Annotated in this window: 19 protein-coding genes and 1 tRNA gene; 9 read left to right on the top strand and 11 right to left on the bottom strand. The window is 34.2% G+C overall.

Features of this window, described 5'->3' with window-relative positions; translation table 11 throughout:
• Window positions 1-24 precede the first annotated feature (24 nt).
• Genes LKL37_RS08960 through LKL37_RS08970 form a run of 3 tightly spaced genes read right to left on the bottom strand, consistent with a single transcriptional unit; the run spans window position 25 to window position 3,805 of the window.
• Window positions 25-2,058: a recombinase gene (locus tag LKL37_RS08960; RefSeq protein WP_431610210.1), complete on the bottom strand. Its 2,034-nt coding sequence runs from the start codon at window positions 2,056-2,058 to the stop codon at window positions 25-27.
• Window positions 2,059-2,071: 13 nt separating this feature from the next.
• A complete protein-coding gene (mtgA, locus tag LKL37_RS08965; protein WP_431610211.1) occupies window positions 2,072-2,716 on the bottom strand; it encodes a monofunctional biosynthetic peptidoglycan transglycosylase in 645 nt (214 codons plus the stop codon).
• 42 nt (window positions 2,717-2,758) lie between these two features.
• Window positions 2,759-3,805, bottom strand: coding sequence for an ABC transporter substrate-binding protein (locus LKL37_RS08970; RefSeq protein ID WP_431610212.1), 1,047 nt, complete (start codon window positions 3,803-3,805; stop codon window positions 2,759-2,761).
• 60 nt (window positions 3,806-3,865) lie between these two features.
• On the opposite strand from LKL37_RS08970, the gene LKL37_RS08975 reads away from it, so the two are divergent.
• Window positions 3,866-3,942 (top strand) — tRNA-Arg (locus LKL37_RS08975).
• Between the two features lie 73 nt (window positions 3,943-4,015).
• Here LKL37_RS08975 and LKL37_RS08980 read toward each other — a convergent pair.
• Together LKL37_RS08980 and LKL37_RS08985 are read right to left on the bottom strand one after the other, a co-directional pair.
• Complete coding sequence (locus LKL37_RS08980) at window positions 4,016-5,164, bottom strand: aldo/keto reductase (protein WP_431610213.1); 1,149 nt, start codon at window positions 5,162-5,164, stop codon at window positions 4,016-4,018.
• A gap of 29 nt (window positions 5,165-5,193) precedes the next feature.
• A complete protein-coding gene (locus LKL37_RS08985; protein ID WP_431610214.1) occupies window positions 5,194-6,045 on the bottom strand; it encodes an aldo/keto reductase in 852 nt (283 codons plus the stop codon).
• Between the two features lie 197 nt (window positions 6,046-6,242).
• Between LKL37_RS08985 and LKL37_RS08990 the strand changes: the two genes are divergently transcribed.
• Window positions 6,243-7,139, top strand: coding sequence for a helix-turn-helix domain-containing protein (locus LKL37_RS08990; protein ID WP_431610447.1), 897 nt, complete (start codon window positions 6,243-6,245; stop codon window positions 7,137-7,139).
• 303 nt (window positions 7,140-7,442) lie between these two features.
• On the opposite strand, the gene LKL37_RS08995 is transcribed toward LKL37_RS08990, so the two are convergent.
• The 4 genes from LKL37_RS08995 to LKL37_RS09010 all read right to left on the bottom strand — a co-directional run bounded on the left by LKL37_RS08995 (window position 7,443) and on the right by LKL37_RS09010 (window position 13,307).
• Window positions 7,443-7,961: a DUF2911 domain-containing protein gene (locus LKL37_RS08995; RefSeq protein WP_431610215.1), complete on the bottom strand. Its 519-nt coding sequence runs from the start codon at window positions 7,959-7,961 to the stop codon at window positions 7,443-7,445.
• A gap of 35 nt (window positions 7,962-7,996) precedes the next feature.
• Window positions 7,997-9,688, bottom strand: a complete 1,692-nt coding sequence (locus LKL37_RS09000; protein WP_431610216.1) for a sodium:solute symporter — start codon at window positions 9,686-9,688, stop codon at window positions 7,997-7,999.
• Between the two features lie 100 nt (window positions 9,689-9,788).
• Window positions 9,789-12,293, bottom strand: a complete 2,505-nt coding sequence (locus LKL37_RS09005) for a PIG-L family deacetylase (RefSeq protein ID WP_431610217.1) — start codon at window positions 12,291-12,293, stop codon at window positions 9,789-9,791.
• 342 nt (window positions 12,294-12,635) lie between these two features.
• Window positions 12,636-13,307 carry a hypothetical protein gene (locus LKL37_RS09010; protein WP_431610218.1) on the bottom strand — a complete coding sequence of 224 codons (672 nt, stop codon included), beginning with the start codon at window positions 13,305-13,307 and terminating at the stop codon, window positions 12,636-12,638.
• A 578-nt stretch (window positions 13,308-13,885) separates the two neighbouring features.
• Between LKL37_RS09010 and LKL37_RS09015 the strand changes: the two genes are divergently transcribed.
• Complete coding sequence (locus tag LKL37_RS09015) at window positions 13,886-15,103, top strand: hypothetical protein (RefSeq protein WP_431610219.1); 1,218 nt, start codon at window positions 13,886-13,888, stop codon at window positions 15,101-15,103.
• Window positions 15,104-15,135: 32 nt separating this feature from the next.
• Here the strand turns inward: LKL37_RS09015 and LKL37_RS09020 are convergent, their stop codons facing one another.
• Window positions 15,136-15,675 carry a hypothetical protein gene (locus LKL37_RS09020; protein ID WP_431610220.1) on the bottom strand — a complete coding sequence of 180 codons (540 nt, stop codon included), beginning with the start codon at window positions 15,673-15,675 and terminating at the stop codon, window positions 15,136-15,138.
• Between the two features lie 90 nt (window positions 15,676-15,765).
• Here LKL37_RS09020 and LKL37_RS09025 point away from each other — a divergent pair, with 90 nt between their 5' ends.
• The 4 genes from LKL37_RS09025 (at window position 15,766) to LKL37_RS09040 (ending at window position 18,988) form a co-directional block, all read left to right on the top strand.
• Complete coding sequence (locus LKL37_RS09025; RefSeq protein WP_002977873.1) at window positions 15,766-15,999, top strand: helix-turn-helix domain-containing protein; 234 nt, start codon at window positions 15,766-15,768, stop codon at window positions 15,997-15,999.
• A gap of 178 nt (window positions 16,000-16,177) precedes the next feature.
• Window positions 16,178-16,309, top strand: coding sequence for a hypothetical protein (locus LKL37_RS09030; RefSeq protein WP_431610221.1), 132 nt, complete (start codon window positions 16,178-16,180; stop codon window positions 16,307-16,309).
• 158 nt (window positions 16,310-16,467) lie between these two features.
• Complete coding sequence (locus LKL37_RS09035; protein WP_431610223.1) at window positions 16,468-17,367, top strand: hypothetical protein; 900 nt, start codon at window positions 16,468-16,470, stop codon at window positions 17,365-17,367.
• An 85-nt stretch (window positions 17,368-17,452) separates the two neighbouring features.
• Complete coding sequence (locus LKL37_RS09040) at window positions 17,453-18,988, top strand: hypothetical protein (protein WP_431610224.1); 1,536 nt, start codon at window positions 17,453-17,455, stop codon at window positions 18,986-18,988.
• A 666-nt stretch (window positions 18,989-19,654) separates the two neighbouring features.
• On the opposite strand, the gene LKL37_RS09045 is transcribed toward LKL37_RS09040, so the two are convergent.
• On the bottom strand, window positions 19,655-20,617 hold the full coding sequence (locus LKL37_RS09045; RefSeq protein WP_431610225.1) for a beta-1,6-N-acetylglucosaminyltransferase: 963 nt from the start codon (window positions 20,615-20,617) through the stop codon (window positions 19,655-19,657).
• A gap of 256 nt (window positions 20,618-20,873) precedes the next feature.
• Here LKL37_RS09045 and LKL37_RS09050 point away from each other — a divergent pair, with 256 nt between their 5' ends.
• Window positions 20,874-21,998 (top strand): helix-turn-helix domain-containing protein, encoded by a 1,125-nt coding sequence (locus LKL37_RS09050; protein WP_431610226.1) that lies wholly within the window; start codon window positions 20,874-20,876, stop codon window positions 21,996-21,998.
• A 155-nt stretch (window positions 21,999-22,153) separates the two neighbouring features.
• Entirely contained in the window at window positions 22,154-23,200 is a 1,047-nt protein-coding gene (locus LKL37_RS09055) for a serine hydrolase domain-containing protein (RefSeq protein ID WP_431610227.1), read from the top strand.
• Window positions 23,201-23,306: the final 106 nt, after the last annotated feature.

The following is a 23,306-nucleotide window of genomic DNA, read 5'->3' on the forward strand; positions in this document are numbered from 1 at the left end:
CGATGGCAGCATTTTTTATTTTAATTATGAATGTTCTTCTGATTTATTGGAAATGGTACTGCTCATCAAATCATCGGCTTTTTTATCGAGCCCTGAGCTTAATGGCAGGAAGAATTTCAGCGGATGCTTTGTAAAGTATCTGAAAATTTCTTTATAGATCTCACTTACCTGTCCGAAATTCATTTTTCTTGACCTGAATGCCAGGAACATAGACAAACTGAAACTTACTAAGAAGTTGAAGAAACCGATCAGAAAAACCGTTACAAAAGACATCCAGAATGCATAGGAATCTACTGAAAAATCTTTCCCATACAGCCCTAAAGCAAAGTTACCCGCTGCAAAAGTGATGTGTCTGATGTCCAGATCCAGCCCAAAAAACATTCCGACCGGAGCTGTCGCTCCAAGGAAGACACCAAACCAGAAATTGGAAATGATCCCCGGCCAGTTTTTAGCATAATATTTTGAAAGTCCTTTTGCAAATTTCTTTCCGAAAAAGCTTCTGATAGAAAGGTTTTTAGCAATTCTTTCCGGGATCTGATAAAACACGGAATTGTTCCCGATATTTCCAGAGATAATTCCAGAAATAAAAAGATAAAACCCAGCAATACTGGCATGAAGAATAGCTTTTGATTTAAAAGGATCAAGATCTTTTAATAATTTATCAGAACGTTCTACAGCAAGATTCTGTGAGAAAAACACATCAAGCCCATAAATGATGGCAAGTGCTATCGGAAAGGCAAGCAATACATTTCCTACAAAGGCAATGAACTGACTTCTGAATAATTTGGAAACCAAATGAGCAAATTCCGTATTATTTCTTTGGGCATTCCCTTCTTCGGATAATACTTTTGTCATCGTAGCGGCAGTCATTGCCGGCTGTTTAGTAGCCAAGGTAAATCCCATCAGATAAATCATAACAAATCCCATTGCATAGTTCATCGAATACAGAAAGGCATGTGAAAAATCACTTCCGGGGATATATCCGTAGAGCATTTTCAGAACACAAAGTGCCCCTACAATGATTCCACCACCACTCGCTTTGTAGAACATGGTCATATATTCTTTTCGGGTAGAAGTAATATAATGAGTTCCGGCTTCTGCAGTATGATTGGTGATAAGGTGTGAAATCAGTCTGGTACTGTCGTTGATCAGGTCTGAAATATTATTTTTATGAGATTTATAGTTCAGAATATTAAAGATCAGCTGTTTAGATTTTATCTGAACATCCTCTTCATTATCAATGACCAATAACTGAACAATCTCATATATTCTTTCGGTCTGCTGGCGAATTTTTAACAGAGACTGATTAATCTTTCCAGAAATACCATATTTAGCGGAATTTTTAAAAGCAATATTGACAAATTCCTGACATTGTTCTGCATAAATCTTAATCTGCTTATATCTGCTGTCTTTGGAGTGTAGCTGAAGTTCAGGATCTTTTACCAGATCTTCTGCTAATGTTTCCAGCTCGTTCTGCAGGGCAAGAAACGGGTTATCAAGATTCCTGTACTGAGGAGCCATTCTTACCACTTCCACTTCCATAGCCATCCCTGTAACCCTCCAGGAAAGAATATTCATAGAAAAAATGAGCTCTTTTTTCACATTAGGTTTCAGAATAAAATCCGAAGCGCCAAGCATGTTTAAGAATTCATTAATCTCATTCTCAGGAAGATTATGAAGATATTTAAGATCTTTTTGAGGTCTCAGACTGACATTATCAATCATATACCACACCGTTTTTTCATTTTCAACAGGTGGTAAAACCTTATTCAGGATTCTTTTTTTAAGTTCCGGAAAGAAGGCATTTTCTGAAAGAATATTAGCTTCCGTCAGAGAAAGATTGAAAGGCCGTCCTCTAAAAATATTGTGAATGTAATATTTAAAGTTTTCAGTAAAATTAGGATTGCTTCTGAAGAAATTGAGCACATCTGTGAAGTCTGCCTCTTTGATCGTCTCTAAAAACTCTGCAAAGGGTTCTAAAGAAAGGGTTTCATTCTTAAAAGAAAAGTATTTTTTAAGAACTGACTCAAAGTTTGTGCTGGAATTAAAGAATTTCATTAGTACAAAGATACTATTTCAAACTCACATTCCTCATCTGTCTCATGATCCAATTGTGTTTCTTTCTTAAATAAGGAGATGGATTTTTAGGATCATATTTCTTTGGATTAGGCAATACAGCAGCAATCCAGGCTGCATCTGAAGCACTTAGGTCTTTGGATGATTTTCCAAAATAATATTGTGCTGCAGCTTCCACTCCGAATACTCCCTGTCCCATTTCAATGGAATTCAAATATCTTTCAAGGATAATATCTTTACTCCATACTTTTTCAATGATAAAAGTATAGACAGCCTCCAGCCCTTTTCTTACCCAGCTCCTTCCCTGCCAAAGAAATATGTTCTTTGCAGTCTGTTGGGAAATGGTACTTCCACCTCTTATTTTTTTGCCTTTCTCATTATATTTCATTGCTTTCTCGATGGCTGTATAATCGAAACCATCATGAACAAAGAATTTCTGATCTTCCGAAGCAATTACGGCTTTTTTTACATTAGAGCCCATTTCATCATACGAAATATAATCTCTGTGCAGTTTTCCATATTCAAAAAGTCCTCCTATCTGGGTAAGGGTAATCGGTGGATTAAAGAATCTACCCCAAATAATAAAAACCACATTCAGAACAAGAATGATGAAGATAAGCTGTTTAATTTTTTTCCACATAACTTTAAAAAAGGAAAGGCAAAAATAAGCAAATAGTACGAGTTACTGCAATTCTTTCATATAAGTAAGCTGATAATCCGGCAAAAGTTCAGGATGAAAGATCTTAATATAATCTTTAAGGATTAAATCTGCTCTTACAACACCGCTTTCGAAGAAATCATTGGCTTTAACCTTCTCTTTTCCTGCGATCGTGTAGATCTTTCCTTTATTAAATACATCCAGCTTCCCATAGAAAGGATTCATCCCAAGCATTTCTTTTTTTGAAGTATGGCTTCCTGCATTTACCCAGTACTGAACACCTCCTGCTTTGGCATATACTTCTTCAAAGCTCATTGTCAAAGCTTTTTCATCTTTGTTATCTTTCATGATATAATTCGCATTGGCATCAGAAATATAATGAGCAACGGAAGTATTTCCTCCAGGAAGATACCACACATCTCCATACATTTCGTTGGCTAGAACAACTGGTTTTTCTTTTGCTGTGGAAGCCAGTTTTTTTAGCTCGCTATAGTTTTTCTCAACTTCCTGATATTTAGCTTCTGCTTCTTTTTCTTTTCCTAAAAATTCTCCGAAAAGTTTGATATAAGCTGTTTTTTCCAAAGGCTTCTGCTCCATGTATTCATCCAGAAATACAACCTGAATACCATTGTTTTTCAAAAGTTCATATGTATTATCAAAGCTGGCAATATGATTGGTAAAAATAGCATCGGGCTTCATGGAAATGATCTTTTCCACGTCGTATTTCTGTTCGCTTCCTACATTCTGAATTTTTCCTTCTTTCAGCAGATTCTGGATTTTCTCTGAATAAATATACTCCGGACTGGAAACGCCTATGATTACATTCTCTGCTCCAAGCTCTGAAATATATCCGGCCATACTTGCATTCAGCAGGATTATTTTCTTAAAAGGTGTTTGATTTTGCTTAAAATTATAAGTGAAATTTCCCGATTTCAGTTCCAAGATACCGTCATGTTCCTTAAACTGGGTGCGGGCAGAGATATTGGTCCAATCTGAGGACGAAATTTTTGATTCTCTTTTACAAGCTGTTAGCGCAAAAACCGTAAATAAAAGTAAAATTCTTTGTTTCATCTTTCAAAGAACGGAAAAAAGTGCTATATTTGCAAACCTTTAAACAACAAGGTAACACAAGGCCTCGTGGCGCAACTGAATAGCGCATCTGATTACGGCTCAGAAGGTTACAGGTTTGAATCCTGTCGAGGTCACCAATAGCCCAAGGCGTCACTAAAGTGGCGCCTTTTTTTTGTTAAAAGATCTATTTCAAATTCTATTTTATCAAGTTTATTTCTTTTTCAAAGGCGCTTCCACATCGGAAAATTGTTGCACAAAAGGTGGTAATCTATCTCCGATGATTTTAATAGCATCAAGCTCATTGCTTAATTCCTTAAATTCATTTGTTGTGAATTTTATGTTATCAGCACAACTGTTTTCTACCATATGTGCCATTTGTGTAGTTCCCGGAATAGGAACAATCCAGGGCTTTTGATGTAACAGCCAAGCTAACGAAATCTGTCCCGGTGTGGCATTTTTCTTTTCAGCCCACTTCTTCAATACATCTACCATTGCTAGATTTTTTGTGATATTTTCAGAAGAAAAACGAGTTTCATTACTACGAATATCACCTTGAGCAAATTTTGTATTAGAATCTATTGCTCCTGTTGTAAAACCAACGCCAAGCGGACTCCAAGCCACAAAACCAATACCCAGCTCTTCACAAAGTGGCAGAATTTTCTGCTCGGGACCTCTCCACAACAATGAATATTCATTTTGAATAGCTGTTACGGGATGAATTTTATGAGCTCGTCTTAATGTTTCAACGCCTGGTTCGGACAATCCGTAATGTAAAACCTTTTCATCCTTTATCAAATCCTGTATCGTTCCTACAACATCTTCGATTGGAACTTCAGGGTCAACTCTGTGTTGATATAATAAATCAATTCGGTCTGTGCGAAGTCGTTTTAGCATTCCTTCAACAACGAGTTTAATGTGTTCAGGCCTACTGTTTAACCCAGACATACGCACACCACTCTTCTGGTCAATATTCCATCCAAATTTCGTTTCAATAACAATTTTATTTCGAAAGGAAGAAGTTGCCTCTCCTAAAATCTTTTCGCACTCAAATGGGCCATATGCCTCTGCCGTATCAAATAAAGTAACCCCATTATCAAATGCTTTTTGAATAATATTGTGCATTTCCTTACGATTTGGAATGGTAGTTTGATACGTTCTGCTCATATTCTGAACACCCAAACCTATGGCAGAAACCTCCAATGATTTCCCTAATTTTCGACGCCCTGACAAAAGACCACTTTGATTATTTTCTGGTAATTTATTATTACTCGTATTTGCTTTTAATAAGGAATCGAAAGGAAGCAATGCACTTCCAATGGCTGCTAAACCTGCTGTTTTTAAAATATCTCTTCTATTCATTTGATCATATTTTTACTGATGAAATTTGATTATAAGTCCAATTTTCTTTCACTTAGCCATTTAACCATATTGGGGTCTCTATGATCAAAAAACAAGCTGAATTCAGTGTCTAAAGTTGCTATAACATCCATATCTTCAGAAGAAAGTTCAAAATCAAAAATGTTGAAGTTTTCAGCCATTCTTTCTTTTCTTACAGATTTTGGAATGACAATAACATTTCTACTGGTCAGCCAGTTTAAGATTATTTGTGCTACAGATTTATTATATTTTTCAGCGATTCCTTTCAAAATTTTATTATTGAAAATATCATTCTTTCCTTCTGCGAAAGGTCCCCAGGATTCTATCTGTACATTATTTTCAATTAGGAATTTTTGTGTTTCAACCTGTTGATGGAAAGGGTGGGTCTCGATTTGATTGACTGCTGGTGTAAATCCACTGTTGGCAATCAAATCTGCAATCCTGTCAGGATGGAAATTAGAAACACCAATAGCTCTTACTTTTCCCAACTCATACAATTCCTGCATTGCTTTCCATGAACCGAAAATATCTCCGTAAGGTTGATGAATAAGGTATAGATCCAGATAATCCAACTGAAGTTTTTTCAATGATGTTTCAAAAGCTTTCAAAGTTTTTTCATATCCTGTGTCTTGTACCCAGAGTTTTGTGGTGATAAATAAATCTTTTCTTGCAGCTCCACTGTTTTTAATGGCAATACCTACCGCCTTTTCGTTTCCATAAGATGCTGCTGTATCAATTAAACAATATCCTGTATCAATTGCATCAATAACAGCTTTTTCACATTCTGCTGGATCCGGTACCTGAAATACTCCAAATCCTAAAACCGGCATTTCTATGCCATTATTCAATATTACTTTTTTCATTTTTTATCTATTTTTAGTTAACACTTTTCAAAGAACTAATAATTGGTTAATCAATTTATTACTGCAAATTTCTCACCTATTAATATGAATAATGGTAGATAGATTACGGAACTTGTAACCAATATTACTGTTCAGTATTATAATGTAAAAAAGCAGTCATTTTTATCTTTAGATTTGCATTACAATATGATATCGTTATAAGCCAATCATTCTATTTTGAAACAGTAAACGATTATAATCAATTTAATAATCACGAGACACTTCATCCTTTGGTAAGTGTAATAGATTTTTCAATAGCACATAAAAGAACAGGCTCTAAAATGTATTTTAATCTGTATTGTATTTTTCTGAAAGATGTAAAATGCGGTGATCTTAAATATGGTCGGGCAACTTATGACTATCAGGAAGGAACATTGGTTTTTGTTTCTCCGGGACAGGTTGTTGATGTAGAAAACAAAATTGATATATACCAACCCTTGGGCCATGGATTAGTATTTCATCCGGATTTAATCAAGGGAACTTCTTTAGGCAAGGGCATCTCTGAATATGGTTTCTTCGGATACCAAACCAACGAAGCGTTACACCTTTCTAAAAAAGAACAACAAATGGTTTTGGAAATGTTTGCTGATATTCAATTTGAATTGAGTCGCCCAATAGATAAACACAGCAAGAAAGTCATCACATCAAATATTGAACTTTTTCTTAATCACTGTGATCGCTTTTATGACCGCCAGTTTATTACCCGAGAAAATATCAATAAAGGTACTTTAGAAAAATTTGAAGAATTGCTAAACAGCTATTTTTCATCTGAGAAACCTAATACTATTGGTCTTCCATCTGTAGCTTATTGCGCTGATGAATTACATTTTTCAGCCAACTATTTTGGGGACCTCATCAAGAAAGAAACAGGGAAAACAGCGCAGGAATGTATTCAGAATAAAATAATTGATGTTGCCAAGGAAAGAGTTTTCAATGTGGATAAATCTATTGCACAAATTGCTTACGAACTTGGATTTAAGTATCCACAGCACTTTATTCGTCTTTTTAAACAAAGAACAGGTGTTACACCTAATGAATATAGAAGTTTGAATTAGATATTAATATCATTCTATTATCACTATATCCATTTATTTAAAATTCTAATTTTTTTTAAAGTTTACAATAAAATTATGTGACTAGCTCGTGCTTAATTTGGCTCAAATGTACTAAATCATCTCTTTTTTAGCCATAAAAACTTCTTTACCGAACTTTTACAATCCAACATTTAGTGTTTAATATTTTAAGTGTGAAATGCTTAGCCTGTCTGAAATAAACAGTCTGAAATTGTCTCAATCATAATCTTTTATACAATAAAAAAAATCCCGCATTAACGGGATTTTAATTTCTGATATTCAAATTTATTTGATCTCTACAGGAACTGAGATTTTATCCCAATCCATTGTAAATCCATTATTGTTTATTTTATACACTAAAGTTTCCTGCGTTGCTGGTAAAGCCTTTGTTTTTACATCAACACGTAAAGCATCTTTTGCTTCCTCGTATTTGTAAGCACCCCATTGTTTTGGCTCTTTATTAAAAATCGCAGTCCAGGTTCCGCTTTGTTTAGGGATTAAGAAAAAGCTGTATTTACCTGCAGGAAGTTTTTTACCCTGAACAGTAATGTCTTTATCCGTTTCGAAAGTAGTTGCTTCATTGGCACCCGCACGCCAAACTTTATCATAAGCTTCTAAACCACCCCAGATTGTACGCCCCTTTACTGAAGGACTGCTATAGGCTATGGTAATGGTTGCATCTTTAATTTTTCCCATAGCAGTAGCTGGAGGGCTGGCAGGTTTTTTAGTGTCCTGTGCAAAGGCATTCAAGGAGATTGTCATTGTCGCAACAAGTACGGCAGCAGATTTCATGATTGTTTTCATATTATTTTTATTTGTTTGTTTTTATTATTATTTGCTTACGAATTTACTTCTTTCTGTTTATAAAACAGCAATCCAATTGCAGAAAATATAATGACTGCTGCAGCACCAATTACATTAAGCCAAAGAAAAGAAACGACATCAAATTGATACACGGCAATAACCGTAATTTCTGATAAAATGGCAGCAATAAATACATTCGGACCGTCGATTTTTTTATAGTAAAATGCAACCAGAAAAATTCCCAATATCGGACCGTAGAAAAGAGAACCTAGTACATTCACCGCTTCAATAAGAGAACCCATTTGGGTTGCAAACATGGCTACGCCGATTGAGAAGATCCCCCAGGCTAAAGTGTGCAGACGGCTGTACTTCAATTCGGTTTTCTCATCAGGAATTTCTTTACTGAATATTAAATGAACATCTTTTAATGAACAGGCAGCAAGGGAATTCAATGCTGCAGAAATGGAACCCCAGCTGGCCAGAAAAATGACAGCAAACAGTAAACCAATCATCCCTACAGGCAAGGTATTTTTCACGAAATACAGGAAAATGTAATTGGTATCCGTTTTCTCCGCGTTATAGTTTGATGTATTGATCGCTTCTTCTACCCTTCCGTGCAGTGCTTTTACTTGGGTTTGTGTATTTTTAAAGTCCTGAATCGTTTTTTTAAGTTGGGGAGAATGAGTCTCCTTCAACCTTAAAATTTCTTTCGATTCTGCATTGAATTTTATCTGCAAATCCTGATGCTCTTTTTCAAATACCACAGCCTGTTCAGGTTGTGATTCCTTTAAATGTTGATAAGAGCGTTCGTTAAAATAAATCGGAGCCGGTTTTAGGGAAAAGAATGCAAAAAGCAGAGCACCGATCAGAAGAATAGCAAACTGCATCGGAATTTTGACCAATCCGTTCAACAGCAATCCCATTTTTGCATTGGTATTGTCTTTCGCCGTAATATACCTCCCTACCTGACTCTGATCCGTACCAAAGTAAGAAAGTGCCAGAAAAAAACCGCCGATTAAACCGCTCCAAATATTGTATTTATCCTTCCAATCGAATTCTGTGGTGATTACATTCAGCTTTCCGGATTTCCCTGCCAGATACAGTGCATCATTAAAACCAATTCCATTCGGCATATTTTCAATAAGCAGATAACCTGCAAAAGCCATTGTTCCCAGAATAATAAGAAACTGTAATTTTTGGGTGTGAGCGATTGCTTTTGCTCCGCCAACATAGGTGTAAATCAACAGAATACCACCTGTTAAAACATTGGTTAAATAGATATTCCAGTTTAAAACGCTTGATAAGATGATACTCGGAGCGTAAATGCTGATTCCCGTTGATAAGCCTCTGGAAAAAAGAAAAAGCAGTGAAGTAAGGACTCTTGTTTTTTTATCAAAACGGTTTTCTAAATATTCATAGGCTGTGTAAACGTTTAAGCGCTGAAAAATCGGGATGAAAGTAATACAGATCACAATCATCGCCAAAGGCAGACCAAAGTAATACTGAACGAAACGCATACCGTCCGTATAAGCCTGTCCCGGCGCAGAAAGAAATGTAATGGCACTTGCCTGCGTAGCCATAATCCCTATCAGCACAATATACCAGGGCATTTTATTATCTGCTTTCAGGTAGGACTCGTTGCTTTTTTGGCCGCGGCCGATGAATACGCCGTAAACAACCACTGCAACAAGTGTAAAAATGAGAACTGTCCAATCTATATTACTCATGCCCAGAATTTAGTAAACCAATAATAAAATACGATCTGCAATACTAATGCAACTGCCAATAATATGTACCAGATATTCCAGTTTTTAAGTTGTTTGTTCATCAGTTTTTCTGTGCAGATAAAAAGTTAAAAAATAAACGTGCCGCACCCACATTTCCTGCAGGCAGCTGTCTGAAAAACGCCAATGGTGTATAAATAAAATTACCCTTCCCGTATTTGGCATATAAAGTAGACCCCTGAAGAGGTTCTTCATCTGTATCGTGCATTTCAAAAAGCGGTTCATACGCAGCATCCCATTGAGCAGGGAAATAGGCACCACGCTCCTGTACCCAGCCTTTAAAATCATCAGCAGTAATTTTATTCGGAAAGTTCAGTAGTTTATGATTTGGATTTAAAAACGTAACTGCAGCATTTTCTTCGGTAACACGCTTGTTGGCAATGCTGAAATTGTACATCCCCAATTGGTCCACGGTTGTATCCTGATTGGTGTTATACTGCATCACCAAATTACCTCCAGCTTTTACATAAGACCATAAAAAAGGCATCCAGCGGCCCAGCTTTTTCTCTGTATTATTGGCACGGACACCCAATACAATGGCGTCATATTGCGATAGCTTGTTTGAGTTACCGTTTCCACCGGATTCATCTAAGCTGCCATAAAAATCTCCGTCTTTCAAAACATCTACCTGAATACCGGCAATGCGTAGGAATTCAGGAATGAAATCGCCCGCACCTTCTATGTACCCCACTTTTTTAACCTTCGCCTGTATATCGCCTTTCATTACAGTTACAGTGGCAGGTGCAAAATATTGTAAGGAGGGTAAATGCGGGTACTGAATTAATATTTGTTTTTTATTATAAGTGACTTCATCTGCAACAAAATTGGCATCCAATTGCAAACGAGATGAAGATATTGAGGCAAGCTTAGTTTTTGGAATAACATAATCGATGGTAGTATCCTTTCCATTGAGCGAACTTACATCAGCGACACCTAATCGTTCTCCGTTGTACATCAGGTTAAGCTTACCATTACTGTACTTTCTGTTAGAATTAACCTTAACATTTAAACTCAAATGTAAATCTTCATTTTCTTTGACCCAATAAAGGGGTTGTGTAAATTTCAGTTCTAATGCAGGAACGATGCGCAAGGCTTCAACCACATCACCACGCACCGGATCTAATTTTTTGAAAGATAATGGAAGTTTAACCTGAAACTTTTCCGAGCCGATTTTTAAACCAAGCAAAACATTCAATGGTGATTCTGCCTCTGGCAAACCGATTAATGTATCATTCGGAACAGAGAAAGTTGCTGCGTTCGCAGGAGGTTTTGCCAACCAGTAAGGTTCTGTGAGTGCTGCATCTGCAGGAATCTGAATGTCATGCTGAATGGTAATTAAAGAATCTTTTGATAGTTTTCTGTTGAAATTTTCTGATTGACTTAACCATTTGACATCTTCTAAAACAACAGGATTTGCAGCTCTTGAAATTAAATTTAATCTGAAATTATAATGATCCCCCGCAACAGCTTCAGCCTGATTGGTAACGATCTCGCCCATAAATCCGGCGCAGCTTAAAATGATATTGTCAAGAGATTTAATTTTATCCTTTTTCAGATCTGCATCTTTTAGTGCCATGACCTTTTTTCGCAAAGCAAGTAAAGCAGGCAAGCTTAGGTCAGGATTATTAAAATTGAAAGATGAAATAATTTGATTCAATGATTGATCAATATCAGCGTTTCCTTGTGAAGTCCAGGTTTTAACTACTCCATCAAAAAGTGTCGTTTTTGCAGGCTCGCCCATAACGTGGGAAAAATATTCAGTTCTGATACCAGCCACAGACTGTGTTCCGGCACCCTGGCTTTTATGCAAACTTCTGCTTAATCCCGCTAATTCACCATAACCCATCCCCAGTTGCGCGTCATATTGCCCAACGGTAACTTTCAGTTGATTTTCAGCGGTCGTATTCACCCCACCAAATCGGAAAGTATTCCACAATACCCGTTTTGGCTGCCATACATTCACATATTTTAGTTGATCCGGGAAAGCAGTTTTATCACCTGCCAGCTTAAAAGCTTTTTCTGCAACCACAGCCGAAGCGGCGTGTTGTCCGTGTCCTGCTGCAGCAGTAGGAGGAAAACGACAAATGATAACATCCGGACGGAATTTACGGATTACCCAGACTACATCTGCTGTAATGCTGTCTGCATTCCATTGTTTAAAAGTATCGGTAGTATTTTTAGAAAACCCGAAATCAATCGCGCGGGTAAAAAACTGTTGGGCGCCGTCTAACTTTCTTGCCTCTAAAAGCTCGTGTGTTCTGATCAAGCCCAATGCAGCACCTTGCTCTGTACCTAATAAATTCTGACCGCCATCACCTCTGGTTAAAGACAAATAACCTGTTTCTACATTTTGGTCGTTGATTAGCCAAGAGAGCAATCCCGTATTTTCATCATCGGGATGAGCTGCAAGGTATAAAACTTTAGGCAGCTGTTTAAGGGTTTTGATTTCGCGGTAAATTTCAGATGATTTGGAAGGCCGGACCTGTTGGGCCGAACAAAAAACCGTATAAAATCCGAGGATAAATACTGTACTTACTTTTTTGAACATTTAGATTTGCTTTGCAGGACAAATATAAGTAAATCATCTTTCTTTCAACATTAAAAGAATTAGACTCCTAATTTCGCAAAAAAAACTGTTTAATTTTTTTATTAAACCACAAAAGGCACAAAATTTTATTTTTTTAAAAACTGTAGAAAGTGTAAGAAAATACCGCACAATTAAGTTCATATAAGATGAGAATCAAAGATTTCAACAAGACTTTAGTGTACTTCTTATACACAAAGTATATAACTTAAATAGCTTAAGTGTTTCAAAAGCTTTTGTGACTTTGTGGTTAAGTTTAAACCCACTTTATGTATGATTTAGGGATTCAAAGAAAGTAAAAACTACTTATGTTTTTCTAATTGTATTCCGTGTAAGATAGATATAATTAAACATGCAAAATGTCGCTATCGCTCCGAAAGTATGCCATAAAAAGTGTGTTCCGAAACTAAACCATTCCCATTTATCAGCGATACGGAAGGTCAGTGCAAAAACAAATGACAATAAAGCAAAACCTACCCATTTGCCTGCTTTCCATTGGGTATAGATTAAATATCTTACTACCGAAAAAAGTACAAACAAGGCCATGATTGCATAATTGACGTTGATAAAAAGAGAAGGGTTATCTTTCAAAATCCAATTTCTTAAACCTAACATAAGTATCGGATATATGAGAACCATTGCAACAGCATAATACCATCTGGTGCTCTGAGCGACAAAATAAAATCCGGCAGACAGACAGAGCAGCATAATGGGCAGCCAATCCATCATGATAAATACCGGCCATTGTCTGAATGAATGGTAAACAGTTCCCCCTATAGCACCAACGTATAATAAAACCAGGCAGTATATTAAAAAAGGATATTCTTTAAAATTACCCTTTATTTTAATAGTCCAAAAAATGGCTATAGCTAAAAATAATACAGCAGTTACTGCATTTAATGGTTCAGGGAAAAACTGAGCCATATCTGTTTCTTTATATAACATGCCTCCATCCGGAGGTATTGGGTTTATCGGCATTGTCTTCTTTTAGATTATATTGATAAGCAAGCGTTGGAGTGTAAAATACATAAACACAAGCCATTTTTCTAAATATTAGTAAAACATAGATACTAATAAACTACTAAATATAGAACAAATTATGACATTATATACCTGGATATACCGATTGTACTTTACAAAAATGTTAATTCTACTTCTTATACCCATAAACCAGATTGATTATTTATTGATTAAAAAGATGAACACAAAGCTTATTAATAATTTCATTTATTGTAAGCAGGCAAAGCGAGGCGACTTTGTCACCGGCAAAGCAAAGAAGTTGATGCTATCTTCTGCTTTCCTAAAACCAACAGTTTCAAAAATGAAATTTTTACACCATAAACTCACCATAAACACATTATTTTTTCAATAAAAAAACAATCAAAGTATGTAATTCAGAGAAAAACAGAATTCAATATAAATAATTTTAACCAAGAATAAACAATGAAATCAAACAAAACATTATCAATTAGTTAACTTTCATCAATTGTAAAGTCATTATTTTTTATTTTCCATAAAAAAAGTTATATTTGACCTACAACATAAATCACTTTAACATGAAAACAAAATTTACACAACTCAGTGTTATTCTTATTTCAGGATTCTCATTTGCCCAAGTAGGTTTCAATACCACTTCACCCAAAACAACAGTAGATGTATCTGCTAAAAGAGATACTTCAGGACTGATTGCGGATAACACACAAACATTCGGATTACAGGCTCCGAGGCTTACAAGAGCTGAGCTTACAGCCAATACGGCAACCTATAGCAGCGATCAGAGTGGAGCATTAATATATATTACTGACGTTACTGGTGGAGATACCGCAGGACAACGTGTCAATGTTACTGCTATGGGCTATTATTATTTTGATGGATCTGTATGGCAAAGACTTACACAAGCAACAAATGCCATCTCTCCAGCAATTTCTGCATTACAATGTACTTCAGCTTACTTAAGTCCTTCTACTTATACTGCCGGTACACCTTTCACCGGAAACCTAAAAGTTACCTATACCCAAGGAAACGGAGGTCAGTATAATTCAGGAGCCCCTTTTACTGTAAACGGATTAACCTTTCAGCTAAGACCCGGAACTTTAGAGTTTGGTGACGGCGAATTGGTATTCTCAGTAACGGGAACACCTACCACTGCTAATGATATGACTCTTTCTCTGAACAGCACTGCAATTCCTTTCTTAACATCAGGACAGAACTGTACCGCTACAGTAGGAAATAGCAGCCGTGCAGACATTGCGTCTGTCGCTGTGATGGGCTACCCTACCCTGACAACCGATCCCAACGGAAAGCAGGCGTATACTTTCCCTCTTGCTACCCCGGATGGTAAGTATTCAATCAGGGTAATATTTGATACCACAAGTGGTACAACCCTAGCCAACCCTAATGTACAGTTGTTTAATAATACAGGTGCTACCGTTAACCTGTACTGGAATTATAATACCGAATATGGCGGTTATATTGGTTCTGCTGTAACTACCAACAATATTACTTCAGGAGTATGGGGTGGTATGGCAGATTCATCAGCTACCTGGTTTCCTCAGGGTACAGGAGCAATGGGTAACGCTTACTGGGGGAACATAGGGATTATCGATGGATCCGGTGGCGGACCTGAGCATAGAAGATATACCTGGATAGACAGTAATTCTTCTTCAAAAACGGCTTATACCGCAACTATTATGGCAGGAGCCCCCACTTCAGGCAATTCTCAACCTAACCTTACTAAAATATTCATCAAGTTAGAGCAAGTAAAAGCACAATAATATAATGCCCTTTTTAGGGGCATTTTTTATTCTTAGTTGATATCAGCCATTTTCTTTTCTCTCCTTCTTTGAAGAATAAGGTGTGCGGCATCCAGCATTTTCACCGTGTGGATGTAAGGCATCACGATATTTCTTTCCGGTAGATTTTCATAGACGCCCATTGAAAAATAGACGATTCCGGACATAAAATAATCAAATTCTTTGATGCTGTATTCTCTGAATGCGTTTTTGAAAACCGACAAAGGATTTCTGTATTCCTTCTCCGAAAGCAGGCCAAGAACCCATGGGGAAATCTTTTCCGTCTGGGTATCAACAGTCCACCTCCTTTCCTTCAGCATGATGAGATACCCTGCCCGGATCAAAGACCTCATCGACTGATGAAACTGGAAGATGACCGCCGGATCTTCATTGATCCAGCTATTTCTCTTTACCGCATAATTCATAATGTTGCTGAGTCTTTCTTTGGAAACATCCAGCTCATTGAACTGAAAGAAAGTTTCCATCAGCTGTAATCCGGAGTGCTTCTTATCTGCCCGAAACCGGGGAGCAAAATCTGTTTTTATCTTTTTCATTGTTTGTATTTTTTTATAAATGTAAGAAAAGAAATTTAATTACGGTCGATCGACCGTATTTTTTTATTATTTAATTATTTCATTTGTTCTATGACAGATATAAACGAAAAAATTTGTTCATACATTACAAAAAAATGGTTGATACCTTGGCTTCAAGAAGGCAAGTCACAAAATTCTTTTGCAAAAAATCATGGCGTAGAAGAAAGCACCATTAGAAAAATTAAAAGTGAAGAAACTTACAGAATACCAGTTGAAACACTTTTTAAAATATGTGAAGCAAGAAAAATTAGTTTATCTGATTTTTTTAAACTTATAAATGAATAGTCCTGACGAAAGTTGGGATTTTTTTGTGAGAAAATTTGCAAAATCTTTAAGGAATTCCGTGAAAATACGGATTGAAAATTTTAAGAGGGTTTTTATTTTTGTTGTTTACGGAAAACTGTAAGATAATATAAGTATTCATTTATAAATTTGACTTAGTTAACAATAAAACTTTAATATTATGGCACTTAAATCAGGACCAAAAAGGATAGCAGAATCAACTGGCAAACCAGATAAACGCCAGCGAGATAATAAGGAGACACCAGGAAATACACCATCTTTAAAACCACCTAAGAAACAGCAAGGTAAATAAACTATATCTTGTATCAAATCCCAGCTTTTGTTGGGATTTCTTATTATAAGAATTTATTCTTCTAATTTTTAAACATATATTATTACGCAAAAAGAATGCGTAGGCTTTTATTTACTTTGCAACTAATCTTTTAATGCAAATAATAAAATAACTTAATAATGGATATAAAACAAGACATTTACTCAATTGATTTTGCTAAAACCAAAGTTATTTGGTTCGCAGATACTCCATTAATTGTTCCTGACACTTTCACATTCGAGCAGGAAAAATATGTAAAAGCTGCTTTAAGAACTCTATTTTATGGGAATACCTCTGTTGATAATATTTTAAAAAGTAGTTATTTTAAAAATAACGTTGAAATTATGCTTGCAAATAAAAGAGGTTATGAAAATAGTGAATTTAAAGAGTATGATGATTTGAGAAATATATTCTTTCAATTTCAAGAAAAAATTTATCTTAAATATAAACAAGTATTAGATAATATAGATTTTGAAAAGAAAGGTACTGCTTATTTTCATTGTGGTTTAATTTATAAAAAACTAGATAGTAATTTTAGTGCATTAAGAATGTTGATTAAATATGATTATATTTATGAATGCTATGCGATAATCCGACAAATGGTAGAACAAATTGCATTTGCATACGATACACAATTCAGAGATGAAATTGAAGATTTCCAATCACCTACAAGGTCAATTTCCAAGTTAAAAGAGTTTTATCCAAAAATTGGTATTCTTTATGGAGAACTTAGTTCAAAAACGCACATTGATTCTTCACAATTTCCAAATCATTACTATGTTAATCTTAAAAATAAAGAAGACGCTGGAGTTATTCTAAGATCTAGAGAAAAAACATTTTTAATATGTCATCGAGCTTTAATTATGCTTGATTTATATGCATGCGTTTTTGAACATATATTCTATAACGACATTGATCATTTTTCATGTATAAAAAAGAACAAAACTCTTTTAAAAAAAAGAGAAACAAGAAATTACATCAATGTCTTTGGAAAAAACTATAGTAGGCTAATCAAAAAAAATTTCGCAAAAGACGACTAACTTTGGAGCAAGTCTAAATTTACTAACTCAAAGCCATCTGTTAAAATAATCACCTATTATATAATTAAAGCTCTACAAATTAAAAATGATTGATAAAAATTTTTTCACACATAAAATTTTGGAAAAAAAGAAAAAGGCAATATTGGATAAATTCCCTGAATTAAAGGTATGTAAACATGATAATTTTTATTCATTAAGCGAGTATATTTATGAATCTCCAAGCAAATTTTACGATAAAAAAAATTATAGAGAAGTAAATTTTTTCTTAGAGAGCCTAATTGATAATCCAACTGATTTTTTAACCTTTTTAAAAATATTAAATGATCTGGCTTTTGAATTCAATCATGCAATAAAGACAATGAATGAATTGAATTTAAAAGATATTCATGAAAATTTATTACCAGATAATGATGCAGAATTAATGTATTTTTTCAGCGAAAAAATTGTTTATGAATATTTAAAAATAAATGATGTTGTCTTATTAGGCCTTTTAAAACCTATCGCTTATTATCTTAGAATAAAAAATAATAAAGGAACTGATAATCTTGATATATATAATTGTATTGATACTCTAAAAAAATATAAAATTTTCAATGATCTAACAAATAAATACAACAGCACGCTTCGTAACGCGATTGCTCATGGGGGAGTTACTTTTGAATCTTCTACAATCAAATTTAAGGATAAGAAAGACACTAAATCATTTTATGCTTCGCAATTTATTAAAGAATTCGATGATCTTATTAATTATACAAATGCATTAATTTTAGCATATAAAAAAATCATTTTCCAATATTTAGATGTTTTACTAAACCATAATATAGCTATACCAACATCCATTATGGAAATTGAACTAAGACATAAAGCAAATCATCAAGATTGGAAAATAATTCATAGCTATGACAGCGAAATACCTAAGGGTAAACAATACAATCTATTAGTTGAAACAAATTTGAATAGCAGAAAATTTATGAATTTCTCTGCAGTATATACAGCAATCACGTTAGAAAATTTACTCCCAAAAAAGTATGATAATTTTTTTATTCAAATTAAAACTAAATATCGACTATCATGTTTTCAAGTTATTGATTTAGAAAAACTAAGAGAACATTTTACTGGAAAAAAAGTAATAATTACTGATGGAACATATTTTTTTGAAGAAAAATACTTAGGAGAAAAAAAAGATTCTATAAAAATTTATAAAACAGTTTTATTTCAAAAAAATATTGATAGAAATAACTTAATTGACGTAAGATACATTAAACATCACAGTAAAAAATATTATAATGTAATTGAAAATGCCGGAGTATTTTTAAATATTACAGATGACCAAATTGAAAATTTTATTCGAAATAAAACACGGGAAATTATATCTCTTGTAAAATCGGAAAAAAGAAAAAAATACTCTAACAATTTTAAAGAATATTTTTTTCCTGACAAATATTTACAAATACATATATATCAAGGTGATTTAAGAAAAAGATCATTTCATTATGGTAGACAAAATAAGAATTTAATAGCAACTCTTCATATTAATAAAACAAAACGAATTAAGAACATCGTTCCTGCATGGGGAATCAAAGAAGAAAATAAGAATTGTCTTATAATTTGGAATAAATAGATGCCTCTATCTATAATCTTATTGACTTATTTAAGAGTTCAAAAACTTAAGGTAAAGATTTTTTATTTTGTTTTTTTTCATAAAATAAAATACATTTGTAAGCGTAAACAAGTCATAGTGATTTAAGAGTTATTAACCTTAATAATTAAATACACAATTATGACTACACATTGTTTACGTTGCGCTGGTTGGAAACCAGTGTTTGTGAGAGCCTATACAAGAATGCGCTTAGGCCGTTTAGAAAATGTTATCCAACACTGCAGGTCTAGACCTGGTCAGCACTATTTTAAGCAAGGTTTTTAACCTTGCTTTTTTTCAAGTTTATACATTTTTTAAACAAAACAACCTACAATTCTATATTATTGCAGGATTTACATTATTTTTTCACCAGCTCTACTCTACGGTTTTGCACCTTCTCTTCTTCAGAACTATATCTGCAATCGGGAGTTGCTGCTGAAGCCCTCTGCTGCACAAAGTCTCTTGACTTATCTACACCTACCCACCGCCCTTAACCTATGACTTTAAAGCAAGTTAAGGTAATGATCTTATTTACTAGCTCAAAGTCTCCCGACGTTGTGCAGCAGAGATCTACCCGTTTTTACCAGCAATAAAAAAACCTCTATCAAGTTTGATAAAGGTTTTTTTTTTAGAAATTCAATAATCTTTTTAGTTGAGATGATTAAAATTTCTGTCCATATTTTTCACATGGGTTATTTTTACTGATGTTTTAAAAGGCTCATCATATTTCATCTTAATATAATCAATTATTTTATTGTCAACATTATCATCGAACTTCCTGGCAAAAAGATGATTTCCTGTTTGGAGAAAGCTGATATCTGTTTTGGTGAATGTTTTAGGACGTAATTTGATGTCTCCGTCGGGAATCCAGATAATTGCTCGTTTGTCATCATTGACTAAAGTACCTCTAAATGAAGTATTCATTAAAACGGTTTGAAAGAAAGATTCATCAGCAATGAGTGTATTTAAATAATACTCTTCAAATTTTTTAACCTCAGCATTGCTGTTTATAAATTCACAGCAATCTCTCGTCAAAATCATCCATTGCCCTCCGATATAAGGTATTACATCTTTCATGAAGCCTCTTTTATGAGTTTTGTCAGAAATACGATCTTCCAACTCTTCAAAATAATTCTCAATTCTATTCATCGTTTCAGGTCTTATTTTTTCCTGATTGTCAATTTTAATATAGCTTTTACCATTATTTTTCGATAAAAACTCTTTGATGATTTTTTGTGATTTTAGCGGATAATCCTGCCCACTTAGGTTTATAAAATAATCCCATTTTGCATTCATACTCAACAGGTATTTTATACCATCCAACTCAGCCTGAACCATACTATATCCTCCCCAAATAACATTTTCACTGTTTAGGATATGTACATTCGGATATTGTTCTAAAAAATCCTTTACATCTTTCCCAATTTCCTGATTGGCTTTTTTGTCAATATGAATAAGGTAGAAATTAGTAGAATCGTAGATGGCTTTAAAAAGCTTCTTAAATTGATTCGGTAAGCGATGTACTAAAATTAAGTATGCTATACTAATTGATTTCATTGGAGTTTCACCAATTCTATGTCCATCGCTTTCGCTTACATAAACACCTTTCATTTTATTTTGTTTAAAAATTACTAATGTTTACAACTTATTTCATAAAGTATTAATAGACATTTTTATAAATATACAAAATTTAAACTATTTTTATTGAAAATAATAAAATAAAAATATTCCCAACCACTTAAGCTTTGGATTACGAAAGATGGATTAATAAAATTTGAAGGACCGATGATGAAATACAATATTTGAAAAATGATGATTGACAATCATTTCTCTTTATGACTTATATCCTATTTTTGTAAAAAAACTAATGGACAAATTAAGTTTTCTGGAAGTTATTGCTGCGATTGCCGTTTTTCTATCGCTGCTGCTTGCCATATTTTTATTAACGGTAAAAACAGAAAGAAAACTTGAGAGCAGATTATTTGCAGCGTTCCTTATCATTAATGCTATTGATATCAGCGGGATTTTTATGCACCTTTTTGTGGATAGTTATAATCTGAAAGCATTCAAAATATCTGCTTACTTATTGGTAATGCCTCTTTTCTATCTGTATGTGAATACTGTTTGCTATTCTGATTTTACTTTAAAAAGAAAGCATTTGCTGCATCTTATTCCTTTTATTGTTGCCAACTTAATTTTAGTTCCAAGGCTTTATCTGGCAGAAGGTGCTGCTAAAGAAGATTTCTTTAGAACGATGTGGAGCTCTCCTGAAATGTTTATTTATCAACTCATCGGGGAACTGCAGTTTTTCTTTTATATCGTTGGCACATTCCTTATCCTTAGAAAATATAAGAAGATTTATCTTGAAAATTACACCAATCCGAACACCTTATTATACCAATGGCTGTCTCAGCTTACCCTCATTTTTCTGTTCATCCATATATGTATTATTTTTAAAAATATCATCCGATATACCGCATACAACGACCTGTTTATCTGGATCCATATTGCAGCGGGAGCTTCCTTTTTATTGGCTGCCTGCTGGTTTATCTTAAAGGCATTACATTATCCTGAGCTTTTTCGAAGAATTGATTCTACCTTACAACCAACAGAAGATTTTGCCGAAACATTAGAAACTGAAAATACAACCGACGAAACAAAAAACATTCAGATTGAACAGCTTAGAAAATTCATGATTGAAAAAGAACCTTTCTTAGATCCTTCATTAACGATTCAGGAATTGGCAGATCAGGTGGAGATTCCCGTTCGTGAGCTGTCTGTATTAATTAACCATCATCTCAATCAGCACTTTTTTGATTTCGTAAATGAATACCGCATTAAAAAAGCAATGACCTTATTGAAAGATCCCGCGAGGAAAGAATATACGGTGTTAGAAATTTTATATGAGGTAGGTTTTAATTCAAAATCTTCTTTTCATACCTATTTTAAAAAATATACGAACCAAACGCCAACAGTATTCAGAAACAACTGATAATTAAATAATTGCAAATAATCAAACTTTAAACTGCAGATAATCGGACTCATTTTATTCATTACAATGAGTCCGACTTTTTTACACGGACTTTTTTCAAGATTCTCTACAGCATATTTGCATCAGATTATGAATATCAAATTAAAATTCTGACCATGAAATATGTAACCCTTATTTTACTTTTTACCTTAGTTGGGTGTAAAAGTGTCCACCCAATCCATCAACAAAATGTTGAAAATGCGATTACCAAAAATGCGCTGAAGTTGTTAGAGGACAAAAGATTTCATTCTGTTTCTATTGCTGTGCTTAAAGATGGAAAATCTACCACAAAACATTTTGGAGAATTAACGATTGGAAAAGGAAACAAACCCAACGATTCTACCCTTTATGAATTGGCTTCTGTAACCAAAACCTTTACAGGCTATATCACTGCTAAAGCTGTACTTGATCAAAAAATACATTTAGAAGATGATATCAGAATCTATCTGGACGAACGTTATCCCAATTTAGAATATAAAGGGGAACCTATTAAAATCAAACACCTCATCACCCATACCAGTGGATTTCCTAATTTCCCCATAAAAAGCGAAAATAAAAAGGCTTTTTTTGAAGGATTAAAACTCATCAAAATTGAAACAAAACCGGGAGAAGTCTATTCCTATTCCAACACAGCGCCGGAGCTGACCGCCTATATCCTTGAAAAAGTATATCAAAAACCTTTTGAAGAACTGGTGAGCGAATTTGTTTTGAAACCCAATAATATGAACCATACAAAGTTTACACTCAATAAAAGTGACAGAACAAGATTGGTAAAAGGGTATAATGATAAAAACGAGGTAATGCCTAACTTCAACAGAACGTTGTGGGGTGGAATTTCAGGATTGCATTCTACAACTACGGATTTGGTGAAATATATGAAACTGCAGCTTGACCCATCCAATCTTATTGTCAACGAATCTCATAAAAAGCTATATAAAGAAGGTTCTGATTTTTGGGAAGGTTATCATTGGTACATCATAGAAAATGATAATCAATTACTATACAGACATCATGGAGGGATATACGGAATGCAGAATTGGTTTGTGATTTATCCCAAACAAAATATAGGGATATCCATATTGACCAACACCAGCTTTAATGAAACGGGAGAAATTTTAGAAAAAGTAGTTGATAACCTGTATAATGAAATACAGGTAGACTAATATGGCTCACAAACGATAATAAGCAACAATTTTCTCAAATTAGTGCTTATTTACTTTATATATCATTAATAATCAAATAATTAATTTATAAACAGAACAGAAATAT

The organism is Chryseobacterium sp. 'Rf worker isolate 10' (assembly GCF_050753305.1).
Classification (GTDB): domain Bacteria; phylum Bacteroidota; class Bacteroidia; order Flavobacteriales; family Weeksellaceae; genus Chryseobacterium.